At 40.7% G+C, this 23,467-nt stretch carries 20 protein-coding genes; 14 read left to right on the forward strand and 6 right to left on the reverse strand.

Annotation, left to right across the window (positions count from 1 at the left end; translation table 11 throughout):
• Positions 1 to 21 precede the first annotated feature (21 nt).
• From AC27JP_RS06015 to AC27JP_RS06075, 13 genes are all read left to right on the forward strand, one after another.
• Positions 22 to 999 (forward strand): GGDEF domain-containing response regulator, encoded by a 978-nt coding sequence (locus tag AC27JP_RS06015; protein WP_487113001.1) that lies wholly within the window; start codon positions 22 to 24, stop codon positions 997 to 999.
• Positions 1,000 to 1,133: 134 nt separating this feature from the next.
• A complete protein-coding gene (gene gmk, locus AC27JP_RS06020) occupies positions 1,134 to 1,757 on the forward strand; it encodes a guanylate kinase (protein ID WP_487113003.1) in 624 nt (207 codons plus the stop codon).
• Between the two features lie 77 nt (positions 1,758 to 1,834).
• Complete coding sequence (gene rpoZ, locus AC27JP_RS06025; protein ID WP_487113005.1) at positions 1,835 to 2,110, forward strand: DNA-directed RNA polymerase subunit omega; 276 nt, start codon at positions 1,835 to 1,837, stop codon at positions 2,108 to 2,110.
• 208 nt (positions 2,111 to 2,318) lie between these two features.
• Entirely contained in the window at positions 2,319 to 4,427 is a 2,109-nt protein-coding gene (gene spoT, locus AC27JP_RS06030; RefSeq protein WP_487113007.1) for a bifunctional GTP diphosphokinase/guanosine-3',5'-bis pyrophosphate 3'-pyrophosphohydrolase, read from the forward strand.
• Between the two features lie 18 nt (positions 4,428 to 4,445).
• Positions 4,446 to 4,835, forward strand: coding sequence for a RidA family protein (locus AC27JP_RS06035; protein ID WP_487113009.1), 390 nt, complete (start codon positions 4,446 to 4,448; stop codon positions 4,833 to 4,835).
• A gap of 82 nt (positions 4,836 to 4,917) precedes the next feature.
• Positions 4,918 to 5,628 (forward strand): tRNA (guanosine(18)-2'-O)-methyltransferase TrmH, encoded by a 711-nt coding sequence (gene trmH / locus AC27JP_RS06040; RefSeq protein WP_487113011.1) that lies wholly within the window; start codon positions 4,918 to 4,920, stop codon positions 5,626 to 5,628.
• 54 nt (positions 5,629 to 5,682) lie between these two features.
• The gene (recG, locus tag AC27JP_RS06045) at positions 5,683 to 7,761 is read left to right on the forward strand and encodes an ATP-dependent DNA helicase RecG (protein WP_487113491.1); all 2,079 of its coding nucleotides are present in this window, start codon (positions 5,683 to 5,685) and stop codon (positions 7,759 to 7,761) included.
• A 194-nt stretch (positions 7,762 to 7,955) separates the two neighbouring features.
• A complete protein-coding gene (locus AC27JP_RS06050; RefSeq protein WP_487113013.1) occupies positions 7,956 to 8,639 on the forward strand; it encodes a substrate-binding periplasmic protein in 684 nt (227 codons plus the stop codon).
• Between the two features lie 139 nt (positions 8,640 to 8,778).
• A complete protein-coding gene (gene ubiE, locus AC27JP_RS06055; protein WP_487113493.1) occupies positions 8,779 to 9,567 on the forward strand; it encodes a bifunctional demethylmenaquinone methyltransferase/2-methoxy-6-polyprenyl-1,4-benzoquinol methylase UbiE in 789 nt (262 codons plus the stop codon).
• A 4-nt stretch (positions 9,568 to 9,571) separates the two neighbouring features.
• On the forward strand, positions 9,572 to 10,225 hold the full coding sequence (locus AC27JP_RS06060) for a ubiquinone biosynthesis accessory factor UbiJ (RefSeq protein ID WP_487113015.1): 654 nt from the start codon (positions 9,572 to 9,574) through the stop codon (positions 10,223 to 10,225).
• Positions 10,218 to 11,783, forward strand: a complete 1,566-nt coding sequence (gene ubiB / locus AC27JP_RS06065; RefSeq protein ID WP_487113017.1) for a ubiquinone biosynthesis regulatory protein kinase UbiB — start codon at positions 10,218 to 10,220, stop codon at positions 11,781 to 11,783. Before AC27JP_RS06060 ends, ubiB begins: the two co-directional genes overlap by 8 nt.
• An 84-nt stretch (positions 11,784 to 11,867) precedes the next feature.
• A complete protein-coding gene (locus AC27JP_RS06070) occupies positions 11,868 to 12,347 on the forward strand; it encodes a DUF1456 family protein (protein WP_487113019.1) in 480 nt (159 codons plus the stop codon).
• Positions 12,348 to 12,522: 175 nt separating this feature from the next.
• Positions 12,523 to 13,266 (forward strand): substrate-binding periplasmic protein, encoded by a 744-nt coding sequence (locus tag AC27JP_RS06075; protein ID WP_487113021.1) that lies wholly within the window; start codon positions 12,523 to 12,525, stop codon positions 13,264 to 13,266.
• A 336-nt stretch (positions 13,267 to 13,602) separates the two neighbouring features.
• On the opposite strand, the gene AC27JP_RS06080 is transcribed toward AC27JP_RS06075, so the two are convergent.
• The gene (locus AC27JP_RS06080) at positions 13,603 to 14,592 is read right to left on the reverse strand and encodes a GGDEF domain-containing protein (RefSeq protein ID WP_487113023.1); all 990 of its coding nucleotides are present in this window, start codon (positions 14,590 to 14,592) and stop codon (positions 13,603 to 13,605) included.
• Between the two features lie 106 nt (positions 14,593 to 14,698).
• Positions 14,699 to 16,723, reverse strand: a complete 2,025-nt coding sequence (gene rep / locus AC27JP_RS06085) for a DNA helicase Rep (protein WP_487113025.1) — start codon at positions 16,721 to 16,723, stop codon at positions 14,699 to 14,701.
• A gap of 190 nt (positions 16,724 to 16,913) precedes the next feature.
• Here rep and ubiK point away from each other — a divergent pair, with 190 nt between their 5' ends.
• Positions 16,914 to 17,165 carry a ubiquinone biosynthesis accessory factor UbiK gene (gene ubiK / locus AC27JP_RS06090; protein WP_487113027.1) on the forward strand — a complete coding sequence of 84 codons (252 nt, stop codon included), beginning with the start codon at positions 16,914 to 16,916 and terminating at the stop codon, positions 17,163 to 17,165.
• A 57-nt stretch (positions 17,166 to 17,222) separates the two neighbouring features.
• Here ubiK and AC27JP_RS06095 read toward each other — a convergent pair whose 3' ends face one another.
• The 4 genes from AC27JP_RS06095 to AC27JP_RS06110 all read right to left on the reverse strand — a co-directional run bounded on the left by AC27JP_RS06095 (position 17,223) and on the right by AC27JP_RS06110 (position 23,455).
• On the reverse strand, positions 17,223 to 18,719 hold the full coding sequence (locus tag AC27JP_RS06095) for a DUF418 domain-containing protein (protein ID WP_487113029.1): 1,497 nt from the start codon (positions 18,717 to 18,719) through the stop codon (positions 17,223 to 17,225).
• A gap of 118 nt (positions 18,720 to 18,837) precedes the next feature.
• A complete protein-coding gene (gene ilvA, locus AC27JP_RS06100; RefSeq protein WP_487113031.1) occupies positions 18,838 to 20,418 on the reverse strand; it encodes a threonine ammonia-lyase, biosynthetic in 1,581 nt (526 codons plus the stop codon).
• Positions 20,411 to 22,288, reverse strand: coding sequence for a dihydroxy-acid dehydratase (gene ilvD, locus AC27JP_RS06105; RefSeq protein ID WP_487113032.1), 1,878 nt, complete (start codon positions 22,286 to 22,288; stop codon positions 20,411 to 20,413). The genes ilvA and ilvD overlap by 8 nt, the downstream gene beginning before the upstream one ends.
• Positions 22,289 to 22,528: 240 nt before the next feature.
• Positions 22,529 to 23,455 carry a branched-chain amino acid transaminase gene (locus tag AC27JP_RS06110; RefSeq protein WP_487113034.1) on the reverse strand — a complete coding sequence of 309 codons (927 nt, stop codon included), beginning with the start codon at positions 23,453 to 23,455 and terminating at the stop codon, positions 22,529 to 22,531.
• Between the last annotated feature and the right edge of the window lie 12 nt (positions 23,456 to 23,467).

A 23,467-nucleotide genomic window follows, 5' to 3' on the forward strand; every position in this document is an offset into this window, starting at 1 on the left:
ATTGCTAAAGGAGTAGTAAAAATGCACTCATACACCAAGGAAGAAAATCGCCGGGCTGGCGAGCAAAATTACACAATATTGTGTATTGATGATGAAAGCGTCAATTTAAAAGTTTTGGCCTCTATTTTTAAAGGTCAGTATAACGTCGTGGTTTGCAAAAGCGCGAAGCAAGGTTTTCAGCGCGCACTACAAGAAAATCCTGACATTATTTTACTTGATGTCCTAATGCCCGATGAAAATGGTTTTGAGCTGATGGAAAAACTCAAACAGCACCCAAAGCTTACTAATATCCCGGTCATCTTTATTACCGGCTTACAAGATGCTGAAGACGAAGAGAAAGGCCTATTAATGGGGGCTTGTGATTATATCCAAAAGCCCTTTAACTATGGCATTGTCCGTGCCCGAGTCAATACCCATCTAGAAATCGTCCGTCAGCGCAATCTCCTGCAAAAGTTCGCATTATTCGACAGCTTAACGGAATTGCCAAATCGACGAAAATGGCAGCAAGATAGTGTTGATTATTGGCTCTCATCTAAAAATGCCCAAAGCCCAATGGTATACGGTATTATCGATGTCGATCATTTTAAAAAATATAATGACTACTACGGACACCAGCAAGGTGATGTGGTTTTACGTAAAATAGCAAACTGCATCAGAAGAACGCTATTTGAATATGGTGGCGCGATTTTCCGCTGTGGTGGTGAAGAATTCTATTTCTACTTCCCGGTTAACAAACAAAATACCGCCGAAACAACGTTAGCAGCTTGTCTAAAAAGTGTCGAACAATTAGCCATTCCGCACCATGCGATCAACTTTAATACCCAGGTTTCAGTCAGTATTGGCGCGATACAAGTGATCCCCAATGAGCAGCTTTCTGTAGAGCAAATCATGCAACAAGCAGATGAAAGGCTTTATGTCGTGAAAAACAGTACTCGAAACGCAGTCAATTTTCTTGACCTCAATGTCGACCAGCAGCAAATATCACTCGATATCTCTTAAACTCGTCCATTATCAATTTTGCTACAACAAATAATGGTTAAAACTATCGAATTTAGCGCCAGATTTAGCTATAGTGCGCGCAATTAATACAGATTATGGTTAGCTGTCACCTACTCAGCTACAAAGGATACATTTTGACCACCAAAGGCAACTTATTCATATTATCCGCCCCTAGTGGCGCCGGTAAGTCGAGCTTAATTTCGGCTTTACTTAAGCAAGCATCGGTACGTCCTATGCAAGTTTCGGTATCTCATACGACTCGATCGCCTCGTCCTGGTGAAATCGATGGTCAGCACTACCACTTTGTTTCTAAAAAACAATTTGAGCAAGCCATTAATGATAACACCTTCTATGAACATGCCGAGGTTTTTGATAATTACTACGGCACCAGTGAAGTAGCGATTGATCAGCAACTTGCCCAAGGTATTGACGTTTTCTTAGACATTGATTGGCAAGGTGCACAACAAGTCAGAATGAAAAAACCTGACGTCACAAGCATATTTATTAGCCCACCATCTAAACAAGAATTAGAGCAAAGATTACGAAATCGCGGTCAAGATAGTGAAGAAGTTATTCAAAGCAGAATGGCACAAGCACAAGCTGAATGCTCTCATTATCAAGAATTCGACTATATTATTGTCAACGATAACTTTGAGCAGGCATTAGTAGATTTAACCACCATAGTAAATAACCAAAGGTTAAAGCGCAGCCAACAGGCACACGAGTATCAAAGCTTATTTGCCGATTTATTAGCGTAGAAGGCTTGCTTACCTAGGTATGGATCGAGTAAACTACGCCACTATTTTGTATTAAATTTAATTGTTGGAGTGACCAAATGGCTCGCGTAACTGTTGAAGGTGCCGTAGAAAAAGTCGGTAACCGTTTTGACTTGGTGTTAATTGCATCACGTCGTGCTCGTCAAATTGCGACGGGTGGAAAAGATCCTTTGGTTGAAGTTGAAAACGACAAACCTACAGTATTAGCTTTACGTGAAATTGAAGCAGGTCTCATTACTACTGAAGTAATGGACAATTCAGAACGTCACGAGCAAATACAACAAGATTCTGCTGAATTAGCAGCGGTTGCGGCAATTGTTGGTGGTAACCAATAAAATAACTAACCTCTAGTTAGTCGCAACACGAAAAACGCGTAAACTACCTACTGGGTAATTTACGCGTTTTTTATTATCTGTACATTTTTTAGCGTATTAACAACAAAAACCTATGCTAGCATGCTAAAACATTGGCATCGTGGCAAAATAGTCGTATTCTAACTTTAACAATAAGACAGAATCACAATTATCATTAAGGAATGACTGGGTGTACCTTTTTGAACCACTAAAAGAACATGTATCGAGCTATCTGTCAAAAGTACAGATTGACCTACTAAAGCAGGCTTATATTGTCGCGCGCGAAGCACACGATGGTCAAATGCGCTCAAGTGGTGAACCTTACATCACTCATCCGGTCGCGGTTGCACTAAACCTTGCCAAAATGAATTTAGACCACGAAACCTTAATGGCAGCGTTATTACACGATGTTATTGAAGATACCGCGACCACTAAAGATGAATTAGCGGAGCTGTTTGGTCATACCGTTGCAGAACTCGTTGAAGGTGTCAGTAAACTCGATAAATTAAAATTTGATAACAAAGAAGAAATGCAAGCGGAAAACTTCCGCAAAATGGTCTTAGCCATGGTGCAGGACATCCGCGTTATTTTAATCAAGCTTGCCGACCGTACTCACAACATGCGAACGCTGGAGTCCTTGCGCCCTGACAAACGTCGTCGTATTGCCCGAGAAACCCTTGATATTTATGCCCCTATTGCCAACCGCTTAGGCATTCATGATGTTAAAAATGAATTAGAAGTTCTCGGCTTTGAAGCCCTCTACCCGATGCGTTCCCGCGCACTAAAGTCAGCAGTAAAACAAGCGCGCGGCAATCGTAAGGAAATTATCAATAATATTCAAAGCGAGGTCGCGGGTCGTTTAGAAGAAAGCGGCATTAAGGCGCAAGTTATTGGCCGCGAAAAACACCTTTATTCAATTTATCGCAAAATGTTGAACAAAGAATTAATGTTCAATGAAGTGATGGATATTTACGCCTTTAGAATTATTGTCGATGATAAAATTGACAACTGTTATCGGGCATTGGGTGCCGCCCATAACTTGTTTAAACCGATTGAATCACGCTTTAAAGATTATATCGCTATTCCGAAGACCAATGGTTATCAATCGCTTCATACCTCGCTTATCGGCCCGCACGGTATTCCGGTAGAAATCCAAATTCGAACCCATGATATGGACCAAATGGCTGACAAGGGCGTTGCCGCACATTGGTTGTATAAGCAAGATGGTGAAGACACAGGCACCACGGCGCAAATGAAAGCACGTCGTTGGATGCAAAGTTTATTGGAATTACAGCAAAGTGCCGGCAGTTCTTTTGAATTTATCGAAAACGTAAAATCAGATTTGTTCCCTGAAGAAATCTACGTATTTACCCCTGACGGTCGTATTATCGAATTGCCAATGGGTGCCACCGCGGTTGATTTTGCGTACGCGGTACATACCGACGTTGGTAATTCATGTGTTGGCGTTAAAGTTGACCGTAAACCTTACCCATTAAGCCAACCACTCGACTCAGGCCAAACTATCGAAGTTATAACTTCTACAGCAGCCAGACCCAATGCAACCTGGCTCAACTTTGTGGTTACCTCTAAAGCAAGATTACAAATACGAACCTTCTTACGGTCACAAGAGCAAACAGAATCTCTGGCTTTAGGCCGACGTTTACTTAGCCATGCCTTAGGTTCAACTAAGCTTGAAGATATTGCTGAAGACAAGCTGGCACAAGTGGTTAGCGATTCAGGTAACGACAGCGTCGAAGATTTACTGATTAATATTGGTTTAGGCAACGCGCTTAGCATAGGTATTGCTAAACGCTTAAAAGATGAATTCTCTGAAGAATCTGATCTGCCACCAACAACTGCCAAAGCGAAAATGCCAATTAAAGGCACCGAAGGCATGATGGTAAGTTATGGTAAATGTTGTCGACCAATTCCTGGTGACACTATTGTCGCTTACCTAAGTCCGGGTAAAGGATTAATGGTGCACCAACAAGGCTGTCGTAATCATAAAGGCCACGAACAAGGTAGCTTATTCCCAGTGAAATGGGATACCGATATTGACCGTGACTTTATTGCTAAACTTCGTATAGAAATACTCAATCATAAAGGGGCTTTGGCAGCTTTAACCAATGTCATTGCCAGAAGTGGCTCTAATGTGCACTCACTAAATTCAGGCGAGAAAGACTCCGGACTATACTTGATCGATATGGAAATAGCGTGCCGAGACAGAGTACACCTTGCTGATATTATTAGAAAAATCAAAGTTATGGTTGACGTTCAGCGCGTTGTTCGTAACAAATAGACCTAATTAGGAAAAACAATGAAAACTATCATAAATACCGACAACGCACCGAGTGCTATTGGCACCTACAGCCAAGCCGTGAAAGTGAACAATACCGTTTATTTATCGGGACAAATTCCGTTAGTGCCAGCAACCATGGAAATTGTTTCTGAAGATTTTGCCGAGCAAACACAACAAGTATTTAAAAACTTAGTCGCAGTATGTGAAGCGGCCGGCGGTAATATTAACGATATGGTAAAAGTAAATATTTTCTTGCAAGACCTAGCCAATTTCGCCACGGTTAATGAAATTATGAGCCAATATTTCAACCAGCCATACCCAGCGCGTGCTGCAGTGCAAGTTGCACGTTTACCAAAAGATGTTGCCATTGAAATTGATGGCGTCATGGAATTACCAAATTACAGCTAAATATTAGCAGTAATGAACATATAAACGGCAAGTTGCATAAGCAATAACTTGTCATTAGTTAACTCAAATTTAGAACCAGTATATGAGCCCGGATAGACTTCAACGAATCAACAGCATGTTAGATCAACGTCAGCCAGATTTAACCGTATGTATGGAAGGTGTACATAAAAGCCATAACTTAGCAGCAGTCGTTCGCACCGCAGACGCCATAGGGGTTAGCGATGTACATGCCGTTTGGAAAAATGAAAAAATGCGCGTGTCTGGGGGCAGTGCTGCCGGTAGTCAAAACTGGATTGATGTTCATAATTATAGTGCGACAGAAGATGCTATTGCTGAGTTGAAAAAACAAGGCATGCAAGTACTAGTAACTAATTTATCTGACACCGCCGTAGATTTTCGAGCAATTGATTACACTAAACCGACGGCAATCATTCTTGGTCAAGAAAAATTCGGTGCCTCAGAAAAAGCGCTTGAATTAGCGGATCAAGACATCATTATTCCTATGGTCGGCATGGTGCAGTCATTGAACGTTTCAGTCGCTTGTTCAGTGGTACTTTACGAGGCGCAGCGCCAACGCCAAGCAGCAGGATTATATAACAAACCTAGCATCAGCCATGAACGCCGTCAGCGAACTTTATTTGAAGGCGGACACCCTATTTTTGCTAAAGCGTGCCAACGCAAAGGCTTACCTTACCCTGAAATCAATGAAGAAGGTCAAATAGTCGCTTCAGAACAATGGTGGCAACAAATGCAAATGACTCAAGATGCTTGGCAAAATATCGACGACGAGTAACCGCTAATATTCTGCTAACAAGGAAATTTCGCCGTGCCGCGTCAAATGGAAGCCCTGACCAATTTAGCTCAAATTCCTGTCACAACATTAAAAGGCGTTGGGCCCGGCATGGCCAGCAAATTAGAAAAAATTGCGCTGGTCAGCCTACAAGACTTACTTTTCCATTTACCGTTACGCTATGAAGATCGCACACGAATTACCTCAGTTCGTGACCTTGTGCCAGGCATATATACTAATATCATTGGTGAAATTACCCAAAATCAAATAATACAAGGCAAACGAAGAATGATGTTAGTCACCATTAATGATGGTACTGGCAGTGTTAACCTGAGGTTTTTTCATTTTTCCGCCAGTCAAAAAAATAGCTTAGCTGTCGGGTTAAGTATCCGTTGCTACGGTGAAATTAATCGTGGCATGCGCGGATTTGAAATCGTACACCCTGAATATAAGCCCTTAGATCAAGACCAAGCCTTAACCCCAGTGGAAGAAACCTTAACACCGGTTTACCCAACCACTGATGGTTTACGACAAATTTCATTGCGAAATTTAACCGAACAAGCGTTAAAACGCTTGCAGCGTGGCCATGTCGAAGAATTATTACCACAAGAAATTAGTCATCAGCAATACGCATTATCCGAGGCACTAGCTTTAATTCATCGCCCACCACCTGACACCTCAGTGACGTTAATGGAAGAAGGCAAACACCCAGCACAGCTCAGGTTAATTAAAGAAGAGCTGTTAGCACATAACTTAAGTATGCTGAAGTTACGCGCCGCAAGTGATCAGCATCAAGCCGTAACGCTGCAGCTAGATAAAACACTGAATGAAAAATTTCTCAACTCTTTACCTTTTTCTCCGACATCCGCACAAGCTAGGGTGACAGAAGAAATACAGCAAGATTTGCAAAAACCTTTGCCTATGATGCGCTTAGTACAAGGAGACGTTGGCTCAGGTAAAACCTTAGTTGCCGCCCTTGCAGCACTTACTGCAATCGGTCAGGGATTCCAAGTGGCGTTAATGGCACCAACCGAAATTTTAGCAGAGCAGCACGCGATAAACTTCCAAAAATGGTTTGAACCTTTATCCATTTCGGTCGGTTGGCTTGCAGGAAAAACTAAAGCCAAAGCACGACGTCAGGCATTGGAGCATATTGCCAGCGGTGATATGCAAATGGTTATCGGCACCCATGCATTATTTCAAGAGCAAGTAGCATTCAATAAGTTAGCTTTGATCATTATTGATGAACAACATAGGTTTGGCGTTCATCAACGCTTATCGCTTAGAGAAAAAGGCGCTTGGCAAGGTAATTACCCACACCAGCTCATCATGACGGCAACCCCAATTCCGCGAACATTAGCCATGACCGCCTATGCCGACCTTGATACCTCAGTTATTGACGAGTTACCTCCAGGTCGCACCCCGATTAAAACTATCGCCTTACCTGACAGTCGACGAGACGATGTTATTGAACGTATTCGCCAAGGGTGTATCCATGTTAATCGCCAAGCCTATTGGGTATGTACACTTATCGAAGAGTCGGAAGTGCTGCAATGCCAAGCAGCTGAAGACACTGCAGTTTATCTACAGACCCAATTGTCCGAATTAAATATAGGCCTAGTTCACGGCAGAATGAAAGCAGATGAAAAGCAAGCAGTAATGGAAAAATTTAAGCGTGCTGAGTTGGATTTGCTGGTGGCAACCACGGTTATCGAAGTCGGAGTTGACGTGCCAAACTCGAGCTTAATGGTGATTGAAAACCCTGAGCGACTTGGTCTTGCCCAATTGCACCAGCTACGCGGCCGCGTTGGTCGAGGCTCAATCGCTTCCCATTGTGTTTTAATGTATAAAGCACCATTATCGAAAACGGCAACTAAGCGTTTAAATGTATTACGAGAAAGTAACGACGGCTTTGTTATCGCACAAAAAGATTTAGAAATTAGAGGCCCAGGTGAATTGCTCGGCACTAAGCAGACAGGCCTCGCTGACCTAAAAATAGCGGATTTACAACGCGATGCGCATTTAATCCCCGAAGTACAACAACAAGCTCTTGTCATCTGGCGACAATACCCTGAACACGCTAAGGCGCTTATTAATCGTTGGTTAGCAAATCGTGAACATTACTCAAATGCTTAATGTCATACCACTACAGATGATTACAAAGTAATAACAAATCTGTAAATTACTAGAAAATAAAATCGATTATAATTTGTGCTACTCAATTTCAAACGACGCACCCGCAACACATGCAACACTTTTTATTATTTTTCATTTCCGTATCTTTCATGGCATTGTTTTCCGGAACCGTTTCGGCGCGGAATGAAACCCTAATGGTTGTAACCGAGCACATGCCACCATTTCAAATTATTGATAAAAACCCTAAACGTCCTGTTGAAGGTTATAGCGTCGAAGTTTTAAAATCGACCTTAAAACTGGCTCACATTGACTATGCAATCGTGCCAATGGGTTGGGATCGCGCATATAGCATAGGACAAAAAAAGCCTAATACTTTGGTGCTTTCAATGGTGCGTAAACCCGAACGTGAAAAAATGTTCCACTGGCTCATCAAGTTAAGTGACAGCCAAACCAGCTTGTGGGGCTATAGAGATAATCCTAAGGTAATAACATCGCTCGCAGAAATCACCAATGAAGTCATCGCTATCAACCGTCATGATCATCATCAGTTAACCTTAAAAAATTATCCAAATTTGACCAATAAGAACTTTTTATTCACCAAATCAAAAGAGCAAGCCATTGCTCTAGTCGCCAAACAGCGCGCAGACTATTTTATGGCGAACGATTTTATTCTGAATTGGCGCTTAAAATTTGCCAATATAGATAAGAAAAACTTCGTTGAAGTTTTCCAATTTACCCAACAAAATGATGAACTTTATATTGCCGCCAGTCATGATACTTCACTTAGAATTCGTAACAAAATCAAACATGCCTATGCGCAGTTACAAGCTAATGGCGAAATAAAATCAATTGCTGATAAATGGTTTTCAGCGCAATAAGCAACACAAAATAAATTCATGCACAACTATCGCATTTAGATAGCCACAGGCTTATTAACTACTGCCTTGATCTCAATGGTTAATTAATCAAAGAAAATACGGTAAACTAAGACTAATTTAAGTTAATAGTGAACTCATGATGTCAGCACACGATCAAAATCATCACAGCAATAATGCTAATAACGATGAAAACACCACTCATTTTGGTTTTCAAACCGTCGACAAAAGTGAAAAAGAATCGAAAGTCGCCGGTGTTTTTCATTCCGTTGCTCAACAATATGATGTAATGAATGATTTGATGTCTTTTGGTATTCACCGTTTATGGAAACGCTTTACCATAGATGCCAGTGGCGTACGTCCTGGCAATAAAGTATTAGATTTAGCCGGTGGTACAGGTGATTTAACCGCTAAATTCTCCCAGCTCGTTGGCCGAGAAGGTAAAGTGATACTGGCTGACATCAACAGTTCAATGCTTAACGTAGGACGCGATAAACTGCGTGATAAAGGCTTAGTGCAAAATATTGAATATGTACAAGCCAACGCACAATACTTGCCTTTTGAAGACAATACTTTTGATATCATCACCATCGCCTTTGGCTTAAGAAACGTTACCGACAAAGATATGGCGTTACGCTCTATGTACCGAGTACTAAAACCCGGTGGCCGTTTATTAGTATTAGAATTTTCAAAGCCTGAGCATGAAATTGTCAATAAAGCCTACGATTTTTACTCTTTCAATATTTTGCCTAAAATGGGTGAATTTGTAGCGAAAGACGGTGATAGTTATCAATATTTAGCGGAATCAATTCGCATGCATCCAGATCAAGAAACATTAAAATCTATGATGAACGAAGCCGGCTTCGAGCAAACCAGTTACAAAAATTTAACCGGTGGCGTTGTAGCCCTACATAAGGGCTACAAGTTTTAGCAATATGCAGTCACCTCTTAGCCAGCAGCTCATGTTTGCTCAAGCCCTTAGTGCCGTGATAGAGACGCTTTTCAACCAAGCGTTAGTCTATAACCTACACGGTACTCAAGCGCTAATACCATTGAATGAGAAAACCTTAACCTTAAAATTAGCAGAATTGGGTTTTCCTTTGAACTTTTCAGTGCATGCGGAAAAAATTCATCTCACTACAGGTGACTTACCCGAGAGCGACTGCACATTAACGACCAGCATAAAAACATTGGTTGAATTAAAAAATCAACAAAAGCTAGCGGCGTTAATTAAGCAAGATAAATTAGATATCGATGGTGATATTAAAATTGCGCAACGCTTTGCTGCGATTGCTGAATCACTCGATATTGATTGGCGAAGTGAATTAGCAAAACGTATCGGAGATATTCCTACCTACAAAATAGGTCAGTTGGGCAAAAGTCTCGCGAATAAGCTGAACTTTGCCGCGCAACAAATTCAAGCAGATGCTAGTGAATGGTTAGTTCATGAAAAAAAACTTATGGTAACCGGCAGCGAACTATCAAGCTTCTATCAGCAAGTTGCACAAACATCAGCTCAGGTTGAGCTTGTCAGTCAGCGCATCGAAAATTTAATTAAACAACAAAATAATAAGGCAAACAGTGAGTAGCAAACGTTTATACAAAATAGTAAAAACATTTTTGCAATTTGGCCTCGATGAGCTGGTGCCCGAAAAATACCTGCCTTGGTATGTAAAAATAGCTCGTTATTCTTTATTTTGGTTGCGAAATAAACATAAAGATAAAACTAAAGCACAACGTTTTCGCATTGCCATCGAATCACTTGGTCCGGTATTTGTTAAGTTTGGTCAAATGCTGTCAACGCGCCGAGATTTATTACCTGAAGATTTCGCCAATGAGCTAACGCTACTGCAAGACAAAGTACCGGCTTTTTCTGGCGAAAGCGCTGAGCAAATCATCATTGCCGCAATGGGACAAGAGCTTTTTACTCAGCACTTTAAAGACTTCGATTTAACGCCATTAGCATCCGCCTCTATCGCACAAGTACATACTGCGACTATGCTGCATCAAGATCAAGAACATGAAGTCGTTATCAAGGTCCTGCGGCCAAAGATTGAAAAAACCATCTTGGCCGATATAAAGGTGATGTCACGATTTGCTGCTGTTGTTGCACGTTGGTTGCCTGATGGTAAACGATTACGCCCGGTCGAAGTGGTTGCTGAGTACAAAAAAACCATCTTAGAAGAGTTAGATTTGAATCGAGAAGCGGCCAATGCAATCCAGTTAAATCGTAACTTCAGCCAAGGCCGAGATAGCGACAAAGTGCTCTATGTTCCTAAAGTTTATAGCGAATATTGCTCCAAAAACGTGATGGTCATGGAAAGAATCTACGGCATAGGTGTTGGTGAGGTAGAAGCGTTAATTGCACAAAATGTGAATATGAAACTACTCGCTGAACGCGGCGTGGAAGTATTTTTCACGCAAGTATTTCGCGATAGTTTCTTCCATGCCGATATGCATCCTGGCAATGTCTTTGTTAATGCAACTATACCCGACGATCCAACATGGATAGCTATCGACTGCGGTATTGTAGGCACCTTAAACCGTGAAGACAAACGTTATTTAGCGGAAAACTTTGTCGCATTTTTCAATCGAGACTACCGCAAAGTAGCGCAATTGCATGTTGATTCTGGTTGGGTGCCTAGTGATACCAGTGTCGATGAATTTGAATTTGCCATTCGCACGGTTTGTGAACCGATATTTAACAAACCTTTATCAGAGATATCGTTCGGCCAAGTGTTGGTGAACCTATTTAATACCGCCCGTCGCTTCAATATGGAAGTACAACCGCAACTGGTTTTATTACAAAAAACATTGCTTTATATTGAAGGGTTGGGCCGTCAACTATACCCTCAACTCGATTTATGGCAAACCGCAAAACCATTCTTAGAAAACTGGGTAAAAGAACAAATGGGTGTCAAAGCGGTTTTTAATAAAGTAAAAGACAACCTGCCTTTTTGGAATGAAAAATTACCTGAAATTCCTGACTTAGTGTACGACTATTTAAAAACTAATCGCGAAGCTCAACGCCAACAATTGCTGATGCTAAAAAAATTGCAACAGCAACAAAACCAACACAGTAAGAAAATAACCAGCTTAACATTCATCGCAACATTGGCTATTTGTCTTACCATTGCCTTTACTTAACTCTTATTCAGTTAATATTCACGTATTCAAGTCTAGCGAAATCAAGCAAGGGCTTTACAGTGGGTGTTTACAACAGGAACATACATGACTAACAACGAAGTTTTACAGCACATTCGTTATATATTTGCTTTAAACAGTGAAAAAATTTCGACTTTATTTTTGCATGCACAATGCCCGCAATCGGCAGAACAAATTGAAAACTATCTACGTAAAAATGGCGATCGCCAATTTTCTCGCGTGCAAAATAATACCCTAGCCAGCTTTCTTGACGGTTTAATCATTGAGCTTAGAGGTAAAAAAGAAGGCGCTCAAGCGCAATTAAATCAAGAAATTAATAACAACATTATTTTCAATAAAATTAAAATCGCGTTAGCGCTAAAAGCTGATGATATCATTGAATTACTAGCCTCTGCCGAGTTAACGCTCAGTAAGCATGAGTTAAGTGCCTTTTTTAGAAAGCCTGAACATAAGCACTATCGTCCGTGTCATGATGAAACTTTAGTCAAATTTTTTAATGGCTTACACATAAAGCATCGACAAGCGGTTAAAGACATCAAGGAATAATAAGCAAATCACTTCGCCTATTATAGCGCCCATTTTTCTCGTCCTTAAAAATCCAATGCTAATGGTAAACCTAGCTGAATCATATTCTTGCTGGTTTACCTGTTACAGCGACTAGGTTATATTATCAACAATAACAGTTTGTCGTAGTTATCAAATGCCAGCTTTGGAAGTGTTGATGCCAAGATTATTGCTCTTAATGTGCTTGCTATTCGCACACACGTCTTTTGCATCGCAAAAACCTTTGCTTTTTCTTGCCGAAGAGCTTCCACCTTATCATTTCACCAATAGCCATGGTCAAGCCGACGGTGCGCTAGTTGAAGTTGTACAAGCGGTGCTGAAACAGGCAAATTTAAAGGGTTCAATAAGTATTCAGCCTTTTGCTCGCAGTGTGCAAGCGACAAAAACACACGCTAATACTTTTATGTTTTCTTTATTAAAAACCCCTAATCGCAGCAAACAATTCCAATGGATTGGCGAGATGTACAGAAGCTACGCTGTGCTGGTTGGTATAAAAAACCGTGAGGATATCAAGTTATCAGCACTTGAAGATGCAAAATTATTTACCGTTGGCACAATACGCGGTTACCATTCCGATCACTATTTACATAAAGAAGGTTTTCGAGAAAGCAATAACTTATCTCTGAGTGTCACTAGCAAACATATGTGGGCAATGCTGTTTAATGGCCGAATAGATCTGGTATTAACAAATTACATGGCATTAGACAGAGATATTAAAATGGCAGGTTTTGATGCCCAACGTATTTCACCTTATCTATCACTGGTAAACTTCCCTAACCAACTCAATATTGCAACGGGACTAACAACTTCTGCAGACACCGTGCAACAGCTAACCAAAGCATTAATGGCCATAAAAAAATCAGGTATTTACCAAGAAATACTAACTAAATACGATTTATAGCTTAGGGCAGTTGCTCTTTCATTTTTGTCTCTGCTATAGACTAATTTTAAAGATAACAAGGCGAAAAACGTGCAATGTAGTTATTCTACTTTAACGTTTTTCAACGAAGTTAGGTTGCAAATTAGTCATAGCCCTTAGGGTTGCCTTGAAAAATTGCCTCCGTGTGCTGCCTACAAGGATGTAGGTACTTAGGTTATGTTTGGAACTAATAACCTGTACTTAATAAGAATTTGGAATAACCTAATTTTACATTAAGTGCCTTAATAGCCATCTTTTTAAGAGCAACGGAGTTATAAACTGAAAGATCAACAGCCCCTAGTTAATAATGAGTAGTACTTAAGTTTCAGGCACCTCAGTAATTTCAGTTTCCGCCACCACCTGATTTCTACCACGTTTTTTTGCTAAATAAAGTGCTGAGTCTGCGCGATGAATCCAAGTTTCTGCTGACTCATAGGGGTGATACGCAGCAACACCAACAGAAATAGTTAATAAAACATCATTAACAAATTGATGCTGTTCGACTAAAACTCTAAGCTTCTCTGCAACAACAACCGCCTCAGTTAGCGTAATTTTTAGCGGGACGATGAGAAATTCTTCGCCACCGTAGCGATATAAGGTATCTAAGGCTCGAGTATGATTTGACAGTAATTCGGAAATTTCAACCAACACCTGATCACCAATAGCATGACCGCACTTATCATTTACTTGCTTAAATAAATCTAAGTCGAACAACAACAAACAAACCGGTGAAACTTGCCGTTTTTGATCAGACAAAATATTTAATAGCCGATCATCTAAAGCCCGGCGGTTACCACACAAAGTTAGCGGATCAATTGTTGCCAGCAAGGTTAGCTTTTCATTGGTTTTACGATAATTACTAAAAATCATAAAAGAAAAAAGTGATGTTAATAATAACGACATCACAATAGTGACAAAATCAATCAAACTTATTTGTGGATATATCTGTATGGATATAACGGTAATGGCAAACAAACAAATAAGCCCCGCGAAACGCTCGGGTAAGATGTAGTAAAAAGCAATTACCGCCGGATATAACCAATATAAATGTGGCAAACCTCTAATAATTACAACGGTTGCGATAGCAACCGCTAAAAAAGAGGCTAAGAGTAATTTAGCAGTTTCAACTTTTCGAGTGATATAAACAAAGATAAAAAATGCGATTAGAATAACGATAATCAACGCATCAATTAAGGCAACAATATAGTCTCCTTCATGAAAACGTAAATAGACAAACGGAGCGATTAAAAAAGCAGAGAGTGCACTTAAAATCAGTAGCATGGTTTCTGATGTCGTGCGCTTTATCATGAAGTTAATCCCTTCCTAGGAAATTTTTTAGCTTTTTAAAACACCTGTCTAAATATTAACCGCCCATGTTGAAAAAATCGAATAATTAAATTAATTATATTCTCAATTAACTTTGCTGCTTTTTTTTCAGCATTTCACGTAAATTAGCCACGCCCATTTTCGCCGTCGCTTGCTTCTTTTCAATGCTTTGCTTAGTTTGTGTTAATTCCCAGCTTAAGTCATCTTGTGGAAGCTCATGCAAAAATCGACTTGCCTCTGTACGAGCTACTTCACCAAATTGGCGACGCTCTCTGGCATAGGTAAATATCAACTCTTTTTGCGCTCGTGTGATACCTACATAGGCCAAACGCCGCTCTTCTTCAACGTTACCTTCGTCCATACTGGTTTGATGCGGTAATAAACCTTCTTCCATACCAATTAAAAAGACATAGGGGAATTCAAGGCCTTTCGAGGCATGTAACGTCATTAACTGTACTTGATCAGTATCTTCTTCATCTTCATTTCGCTCCATCATGTCACGCAAGGTTAAGCGAGTAACCACTTGCGCTAAGGTCATCGGCTCTTCATCATCCTCGCCTTCAAGCATTTGCGTGACCCAGCTAAACAATTGCGTGACATTTTTCATACGCATCTCCGCCGCTTTTGCGCTTGGAGAAGTATCATAAAGCCAATCTTCGTAATTAATTTCTCGCACCATAGAACGCAACACATCAGACGTTTCGCCGCGTTCAGCATGATCCGCCGTTTCAACTAGCCATTGGGTAAATCTTTGTACGCTCACCAAACCACGGCCAGTAAGGTGTTGCTCTAAACCTAACTCGAAACTGGCAGCAAACATACTGATTTGTCGCATGTTGGCATAACTACCTAATTTTTCTAGCGTTGTTGGGCCTATTTCTCTGCGTGGCACATTGACGATACGAAGAAAAGCATTGTCGTCATCAGGGTTCACTAGCACCCGTAAAAACGCCATCATATCTTTAATTTCAGAGCGGGAGAAAAATGATGTGCCACCGTTAATTTTGTATGGAATACGATTAGTCATTAAGGCTTTTTCAAGTAAACGCGATTGATGGTTGCCGCGGTACAAAATAGCGTAATCTTTAAATTTACTCTTATTTAAAAAGCGATGGCCAATTAATTCACCCACCACACGTTCTACTTCATGTTCTTCATTTTTGGTTTGTAGTACCCGTAATTCAACCCCATAATTAAGCTCACTAAACAAGGCTTTATCGTAAACATGCGGGTTATTGGCGATTAGGATATTGGCACATTTTAAAATGCGACCACTTGAGCGATAATTTTGCTCAAGTTTGATCAATTTAAGTTCAGGGTAATCTTGCCCCAGTAACACTAAGTTTTGTGGTTTTGCGCCACGCCAAGAATAAATAGACTGATCGTCATCCCCCACCACAGTTAACAAGCCTTTTTCACCTGTGATCAGCTTTACCAACTCATATTGACTGGCATTGGTATCTTGATATTCATCGACCAACATATATTGAATTTTTTGCTGCCAACGCGCACGAACTTCCGGATAGTTACGCAATAGCAAGGTTGGAATTAAAATTAAGTCATCAAAATCTAACGCGTTATAAGCTTTCATATGCTTTTGATACATAGCATAAAATTCAGCATATAGTTTAGTATCAGCGTCGCCAGCTTGCTTAATAGCGGCATCGGGAAGTAACAAATCATTTTTCCAGTTGGAAATCATCATCTGTAACTTATTTAATAGATCTTTATCACCATCAAGTTGCTCTTGGGTAAGCTCTTTTAATAGCGCCAGCGTGTCTTGATCATCAAAAAGCGTAAAGCCAGGTTTATAGCCTAAGGTTTTTAATTCTCGACGAACAATATCTAAACCTAATGAGTGAAAAGTACATACCGTTAACCCGCGGGTTAATGACTTATCCATCATTTTAACCACACGCTCTTTCATTTCACGTGCGGCTTTATTGGTGAATGTTACAGCAGCAATATTTTTTGCCTTATAACCACAGTTTTGAATTAAATAGGCAATTTTCTGACAAATAACCCCAGTTTTACCACTACCAGCGCCTGCCAATACTAGACATGGGCCGCTAACATATTTTTTTGCTTCGTTTTGACCTGGGTTTAATTTCATTGCTGCGTTGTAACTCAAATTCGTGAATAAGGTAATCGGCCGCCAATTTTACCTGCTTTTATGCCAAGACAACATCAACTTTCTTGATGATAGGTAATTTCTTACATTCTTTATGCGTGAATTAATTATCAATAACACTAAGATTGGTTACAATAACCTCATTGCTTATCCTTTTAGATAGAGAACTTAGATGATTAATGCTCAAAAAATTGAAGATATCGCCAAGCAAGTCACAGATTCAATTCCAGCAGGGTTAAAAGAATTTGCTAACGAAATGGAAGATAAAACTAAAGTAGTTTTACAACGTAAGTTATCTCAGCTTGATGTCGTCACTCGCGAAGAGTTTGATGTACAAACACAAGTGCTTATCAAAACTCGGGCGAAATTAACCGAACTTGAAGCTAAAGTTGCTGAGCTGGAATCTAAGTTCACTACTGAATAGTATAAATAAAAAGGCTTGAAGATATAAACTCCAAGCCATTAACATTTCATAATGATACTAACTGGTTATGATACGCATTGGCTGTACCTTTTTATAAGATAAACAGCGCCACAGCCATTCAAGAGGCCCAAAGGCGTAGTTATTTAACCACCAACGTGAGAAAAATAGCTGAAAGATTATAATAGCGAAAACTATTAACATTTGTGGCGCTCGAGATATTTCACCAAAATACCCACCAGCATAACCATAAAAAATACTGGTTAATATTATCGAGTGACTAATGTAATTGGTTAATGCCATTCTGCCCATCGGCGAGAATACCGATAACCTTTTATGCCATTTTTCATCAGCCAGTAAAAACATAATTAGGCCAAAATAGCCGGCCGTCATCACAAGTTGGCCGATATAAAACAGCGTTTCTCCTACCATTAATAGTAATGAAGTTTGATTTGCAACAGGATGCTGCGCAACTAACAAGCCAGCCGTTTCCATCACTAACCCCATGCCAATACCAAGCCAGGCTGCAATTTTAAAGGCATTAACATGTTGTCGATAATTTTTCATTATGCCGCTAGCAACTAACCAGTAACCGAAAATAAATATTGGCAATAACAGGGTAAAAGAAAAGGGAATAGTAAACATCAACATGAAAAACATAAAGTTCAAACGAAATTCAGTTGCGGTCCAATAGCTATCTTGAGTAAAAGCCGTCACTTCTTCCGCTGCATCTGCTTGTAATTCTTGTTGCTGAGCAACAATAGCTTGCGCCTGCTGTTCTATTGACTCTTCTGCTGAGAACTCAATAGGGTCAATGATCCTATCAGCGCCAACAGCTTCTTGAGCATTCGAACCCAACACCATTTCACTTTTGTGTGTTTTTTTGTTGTTTTCTAATTGAATTGCTTCAACACGCGCAGCCACTTTAATTTCTTCATGCCATTGCCTTGTCAGCTCCTTAGTATCTTGCAAGACGCCAATGCTAATGCCTGTCATCACAGAAACCAAAATCGGCACAGATAACCAAATCAGCGACAATTTAAAAAATAGCTTAGGGCTATCATATTTCTTAAAACGCTCTTTTTTCAGCAGAGTCACCCCACCCAATAATAAAAGCCCGGCAAAACCATAATCATGAAGAATGTCGCCGCTCCATAAAAACACCATGTGTAAAATGCCAAAAACGATTAACACTAGCATTCGACGCGAAAACCAAGCAGCAAAAGGGCGTTCAAGCTCTTTAGCCCTAAGTAGCATAACGGCGAACCCCATTCCAAATAACAAAGAAAATAATGTATAAAATTTACCTTCAACAAAACATCGAACTAACCAGCCTACCGTATGATCTAGCCCAGTTAAACTGGTATCTTGACTACCTAAACCCGCAATAGCACGGTTGAACCATTCAATGTTCATAAGAAGAATACCAACCAATGCTATGCCTCTAAGTATGTCGATGGCATCAATACGTTCGCCGACAGTTATTGGGGTTAGTTTTTCAGTGACAGGCAGGTTTATTGGCTGATTTCCATGCCTATCAGCTTGAATATCTGACATAAAATTTCCTTTTCTCTTGCTATTATTTTATTTCATCTTGCCAATATAAATCATTTCAGCAAAAAAAAAGCAGCTATAAGCTGCTTTTTATTATGAAAAATTATTACCTATACAATGGTTAGGTCAGAAAAGCTTGATAAGCTTCATTGTCAGTTTCCTCTTGCCATTCATAGCCCAGTGCTTGCAAATGGGCAAAAAAATCACACTCTTGATCACTTTGCACTTCAAGGCCTGCCAGCACCTGACCAAAGGCTGCTCCATGGTTGCGATAATGGAATAAAGTAATATTCCAAAGCTCACCCAGTGTATCTAAGAATTTTTCCAAAGCGCCAGGGTATTCTGGAAACTGAAAGCGAAAAATACGCTCTTGTGCTGACAAGGTATTTTGACCGCCAATCATGTAACGTACGTGTAACTTTGCTAATTCATTCTCGGTAAAGTCAGTTAAATGGTAACCTTTTGCTTGCAAACTTTTCGTCAACTGCACTCTATCATTCGCATCGCCACCTAACCTTGCACCAACAAATATATTCGCTTGCGGAGCCTTTGCAGAGTCAATAATTTTATCAACATAACGATAGTTAAACTCAGTGATCACTCGCCCAGCAAGTGCTTGACAGAACTTTCTAAAACTGCCTTTTTCTTCAGGAATTTTAACCGAGAATACCGCTTCCTTTTGTTCACCTAATTCACAACGTTCAGAAATATAGCGCAAGGTATGAAAATTCATATTGGCACCAGAAAGAATGGCGACTAACGACTCCTCACCTTGACTGGTTTTGCAATATTTTTGTAAGCCCGCCAATGACAAAGCCCCTGCAGGCTCAGAAATAACACGGGTTTGCTCAAAAATGTCTTTAATAGATGCGCAAATTTCATCTGTGGTAACGGTAATCACGTCATCACAATAATGTTTGATCAAACTAAAGCTATGTTCACCAATACGTTTAACGGCCACACCGTCGGCAAATAAACCCACTTGTGCTAAGTCAACTGGCTCACCCGCCGCCATCGCCGCTTGTAAACAGGCAGAATCTTCGGCTTCAACACCAATCACTTTAATATTAGGTTGCAACTGTTTTAAGTAAACAGCCATGCCGGCCAATAAACCACCACCACCAACTGGAATAAAAACCACATCGGTTTTAGGTTGTTGTTGCAGTAACTCTTTCGCAACCGTACCTTGACCAGCAATCACATCAACATCGTCAAAAGGATGAATTAAGGTTTTATTTTCATCTCGAGCATAGGCTAAAGAAGCTGTTTGTGCCTCGTTAAAGCTTTTGCCTACTAAACGTACTTCCGCGCCAAAGCGACGAACATTATCCACTTTTATATCGGGTGTAGTGATCGGCATTACAATCGTGGCTTTAATGCCAAGTTTACTTGCCGCTAACGCTAACCCCTGCGCATGATTACCTGCAGATGCAGCAACAACACCATGAATGCACTGTTCTTCTGACAAGTTTGCTAATTTATTATAGGCGCCACGTAGTTTAAAAGAATGCACCGGTTGTTGATCTTCACGTTTAAGAGCGATCTGATTGCCCAAGCGTGACGATAATTTTGTTAGCGGTGTTAATTCCGTTTCAACGGCAACATCATAAACCGGCGCAAGCAATATTCTTCGCAAATAGTCAAGCGCCTGTTCTTGCCTTGCCTTAGCCTGAACTAATGCTTGCTGCTCGCTTTCAGTCATTGGCATCACCACCAAACTCTTCACCGTCAAGTAAGGCACGATTACGTACCGCACCTTTATCGGCACTAGTGGCTAGCATGGCATAGTTTTTTAACGCATAGCTAATTGGACGAACGCGAGCGAGGGGCTTCCAAGCATCTTTCCCCTTAGCTTCCATATTAACGCGACGTTCAGCCAATATGGCTTCATCTACCTTTAACTTAATTGTGCGATTAGGAATATCAATATCAATAATGTCACCTTGCTCAACTAACGCAATCACGCCACCACTTCCCGCTTCCGGCGAAACGTGACCGATAGATAAACCTGAAGTCCCCCCCGAGAAACGACCATCAGTTAACAACGCACATTCTTTACCTAACCCCATCGACTTTAAATAAGTCGTTGGGTACAACATTTCTTGCATACCCGGACCACCTTTAGGGCCTTCATAGCGGATAACAACCACTTCACCTGCCACAACTTTGCCGTCTAAAATACCTGCTACTGCTTCATCTTGGCTTTCAAATACATGAGCAGGCCCGGTAAAGACTAGGTTGTCATCACTAACACCAGCAGTTTTAACAACACAACCGTCAACAGCAATATTACCGGATAAAACCGCTAAGCCACCTTCTGTGGAAAAGGCATGGTCAATGTTACGAATACAACCATTTTCACGGTCGTCGTCTAAAGTATCCCAACGACAATCTTGGCTAAACGCTTTCGTGGTACGAATACCTGCTGGGCCGGCACGGTAGAACTTTTTAACCTCTTCATCATCAGTCACTTTAATGTCATATTGCACAATAACATCAGCTAAAGTTGTCCCTAACACATTCGGAACATCGGTATTTAATAAGTTAGCGCGTGCCAGCTCACCTAAAATGGCAATAACGCCACCAGCACGATGAACATCTTCCATATGATATTTCGGCGTAGATGGTGCAACTTTACATAACTGTGGCACGATACGAGATAGTTTATCCATATCCTCCATGGTATAATCTATTTCAGCTTCTTGTGCTGTGGCAAGTAAATGCAATATGGTATTCGTTGAGCCACCCATTGCAATATCTAAGCACATAGCGTTATGTAACGCTTCTTTACTAGCAATATTACGTGGTAATGCCGACGCATCGTTATCTTGATAATAACGTTTAGTTAGCTCAACAATTTGCTTACCGGCTTTTAAGAATAATTGTTCGCGATCGGCATGGGTCGCTAACATAGAGCCATTACCCGGTAAGGCTAAGCCTAATGCTTCTGCTAAACAGTTCATGGAATTAGCGGTGAACATGCCTGAGCATGAACCACAGGTTGGGCATGCTGAGCGCTCTACTTGCTCAGACTGCTCATTCGATACGGTCGGATCAGCGCCTTGGATCATGGCATCGACTAAATCTAATTTGATAATTTGGTCTGACAGTTTCGTTTTACCCGCTTCCATTGGGCCACCCGAAACAAAAATTACTGGGATGTTTAAGCGCATAGCGGCCATTAACATACCTGGAGTGATTTTGTCGCAATTAGAGATGCAAACCATAGCGTCGGCACAATGAGCGTTAACCATATATTCCACAGAATCAGCAATTAAATCACGAGACGGTAAACTATAAAGCATACCGCTATGGCCCATGGCAATACCATCATCGACGGCGATAGTATTAAACTCTTTTGCAACCCCACCAGCTTCTTCGATAGCGCCAGCGACTAATTGCCCCATGTCTTTTAAATGGACATGACCCGGCACAAACTGCGTAAACGAATTAACTACCGCCACAATCGGCTTACCAAAATCGCCATCTGTCATGCCAGTTGCACGCCAGAGCGCACGAGCGCCTGCCATATTTCGGCCTTGAGTCGAGGTTGCTGAGCGTAATTTTGGCATGACAAATTCCCTAAATGCGTTAATTTTAATGTGATTAATTGGGTTATTTTAAAAAGGCACTAACTCAATGCACTTTTAAAATAATCTAAACTTCTAAATAACAAGTCAATTTGAATAAATCACTTGTAAGCTTTGTTCAAACTGCAACGTTAAATGAGATATATGCGGTAGGTTAAATTAGCCCACTACGCAGAACGCGTAGCTGGGCTATCATCAGCGAGCACTAAATTTAATTTAACCTTACTCGACGTTGTCTAACCAACCTTCAGGGACTTCAGTAGTACCGTCAAAAATACCAAAAAATGCTTCTTGCAATGATTTGGTAATCGGGCCACGAGAACCATCGCCTACCGGCATGCCGTCGACAGATTTCACCGGAACAACTTCGGTTGCCGTGCCACACATGAAAAATTCATCGGCAAGATATAAAGATTCACGAGAAATAGGCTCTTCTCGCACTTCATAACCTAATTGCTCAGCAAGGAAAAATACTGTGTCTCTAGTTAAACCTTGTAAAATTGAAGCCGTTCCCGGTGGCGTATAAATCACGCCTTTACGAATTAAAAATAAGTTTTGGCCTGCACCTTCACTGACCATATTATTGACATCTAAAGCAACACCTTCTGCATAACCATGTCGAGCAGCTTCGGTTGAGATTAACTGTGAAGACAAGTAGTTACCACCGGCTTTAGCAGCAGTAGGCATGGTATTTGGTGCCAATCTGTTCCAGCTAGATACTCCAACTTCAACACCATTTTCAATGGCATCAGCACCTAAATAGGCTTCCCAGCTAAATGCGGCAATCATCACATCTGCTACGGCATCAATTGGCGGACGAAGACCCATACCAATATCACCTAAAAAAGCTAATGGGCGTAAATAAGCTGATTTTAAATTATTTTTAACCACCGCATCTTTACACGCTTGAACCACTTCTTCTTGAGTAAAAGGAATGTTCATACGGTATATTTTTGCCGAATCAAATAAGCGCTTTATGTGCTCTTCCAAACGGAAAATACAGGTGCCTTTATGGGTGTTATAAGCACGAATGCCTTCAAAAACTGATGAACCATAATGTAGTGCGTGGCTCATTACATGAACGGTGGCATTTTGCCACGGCATGAGTTCACCATTAAACCAAATTAGTTCTGCATTAACTTTAGCCATTTTCGTTTCCTA

This window comes from Colwellia sp. SU-HH01172 (assembly GCF_057553355.1).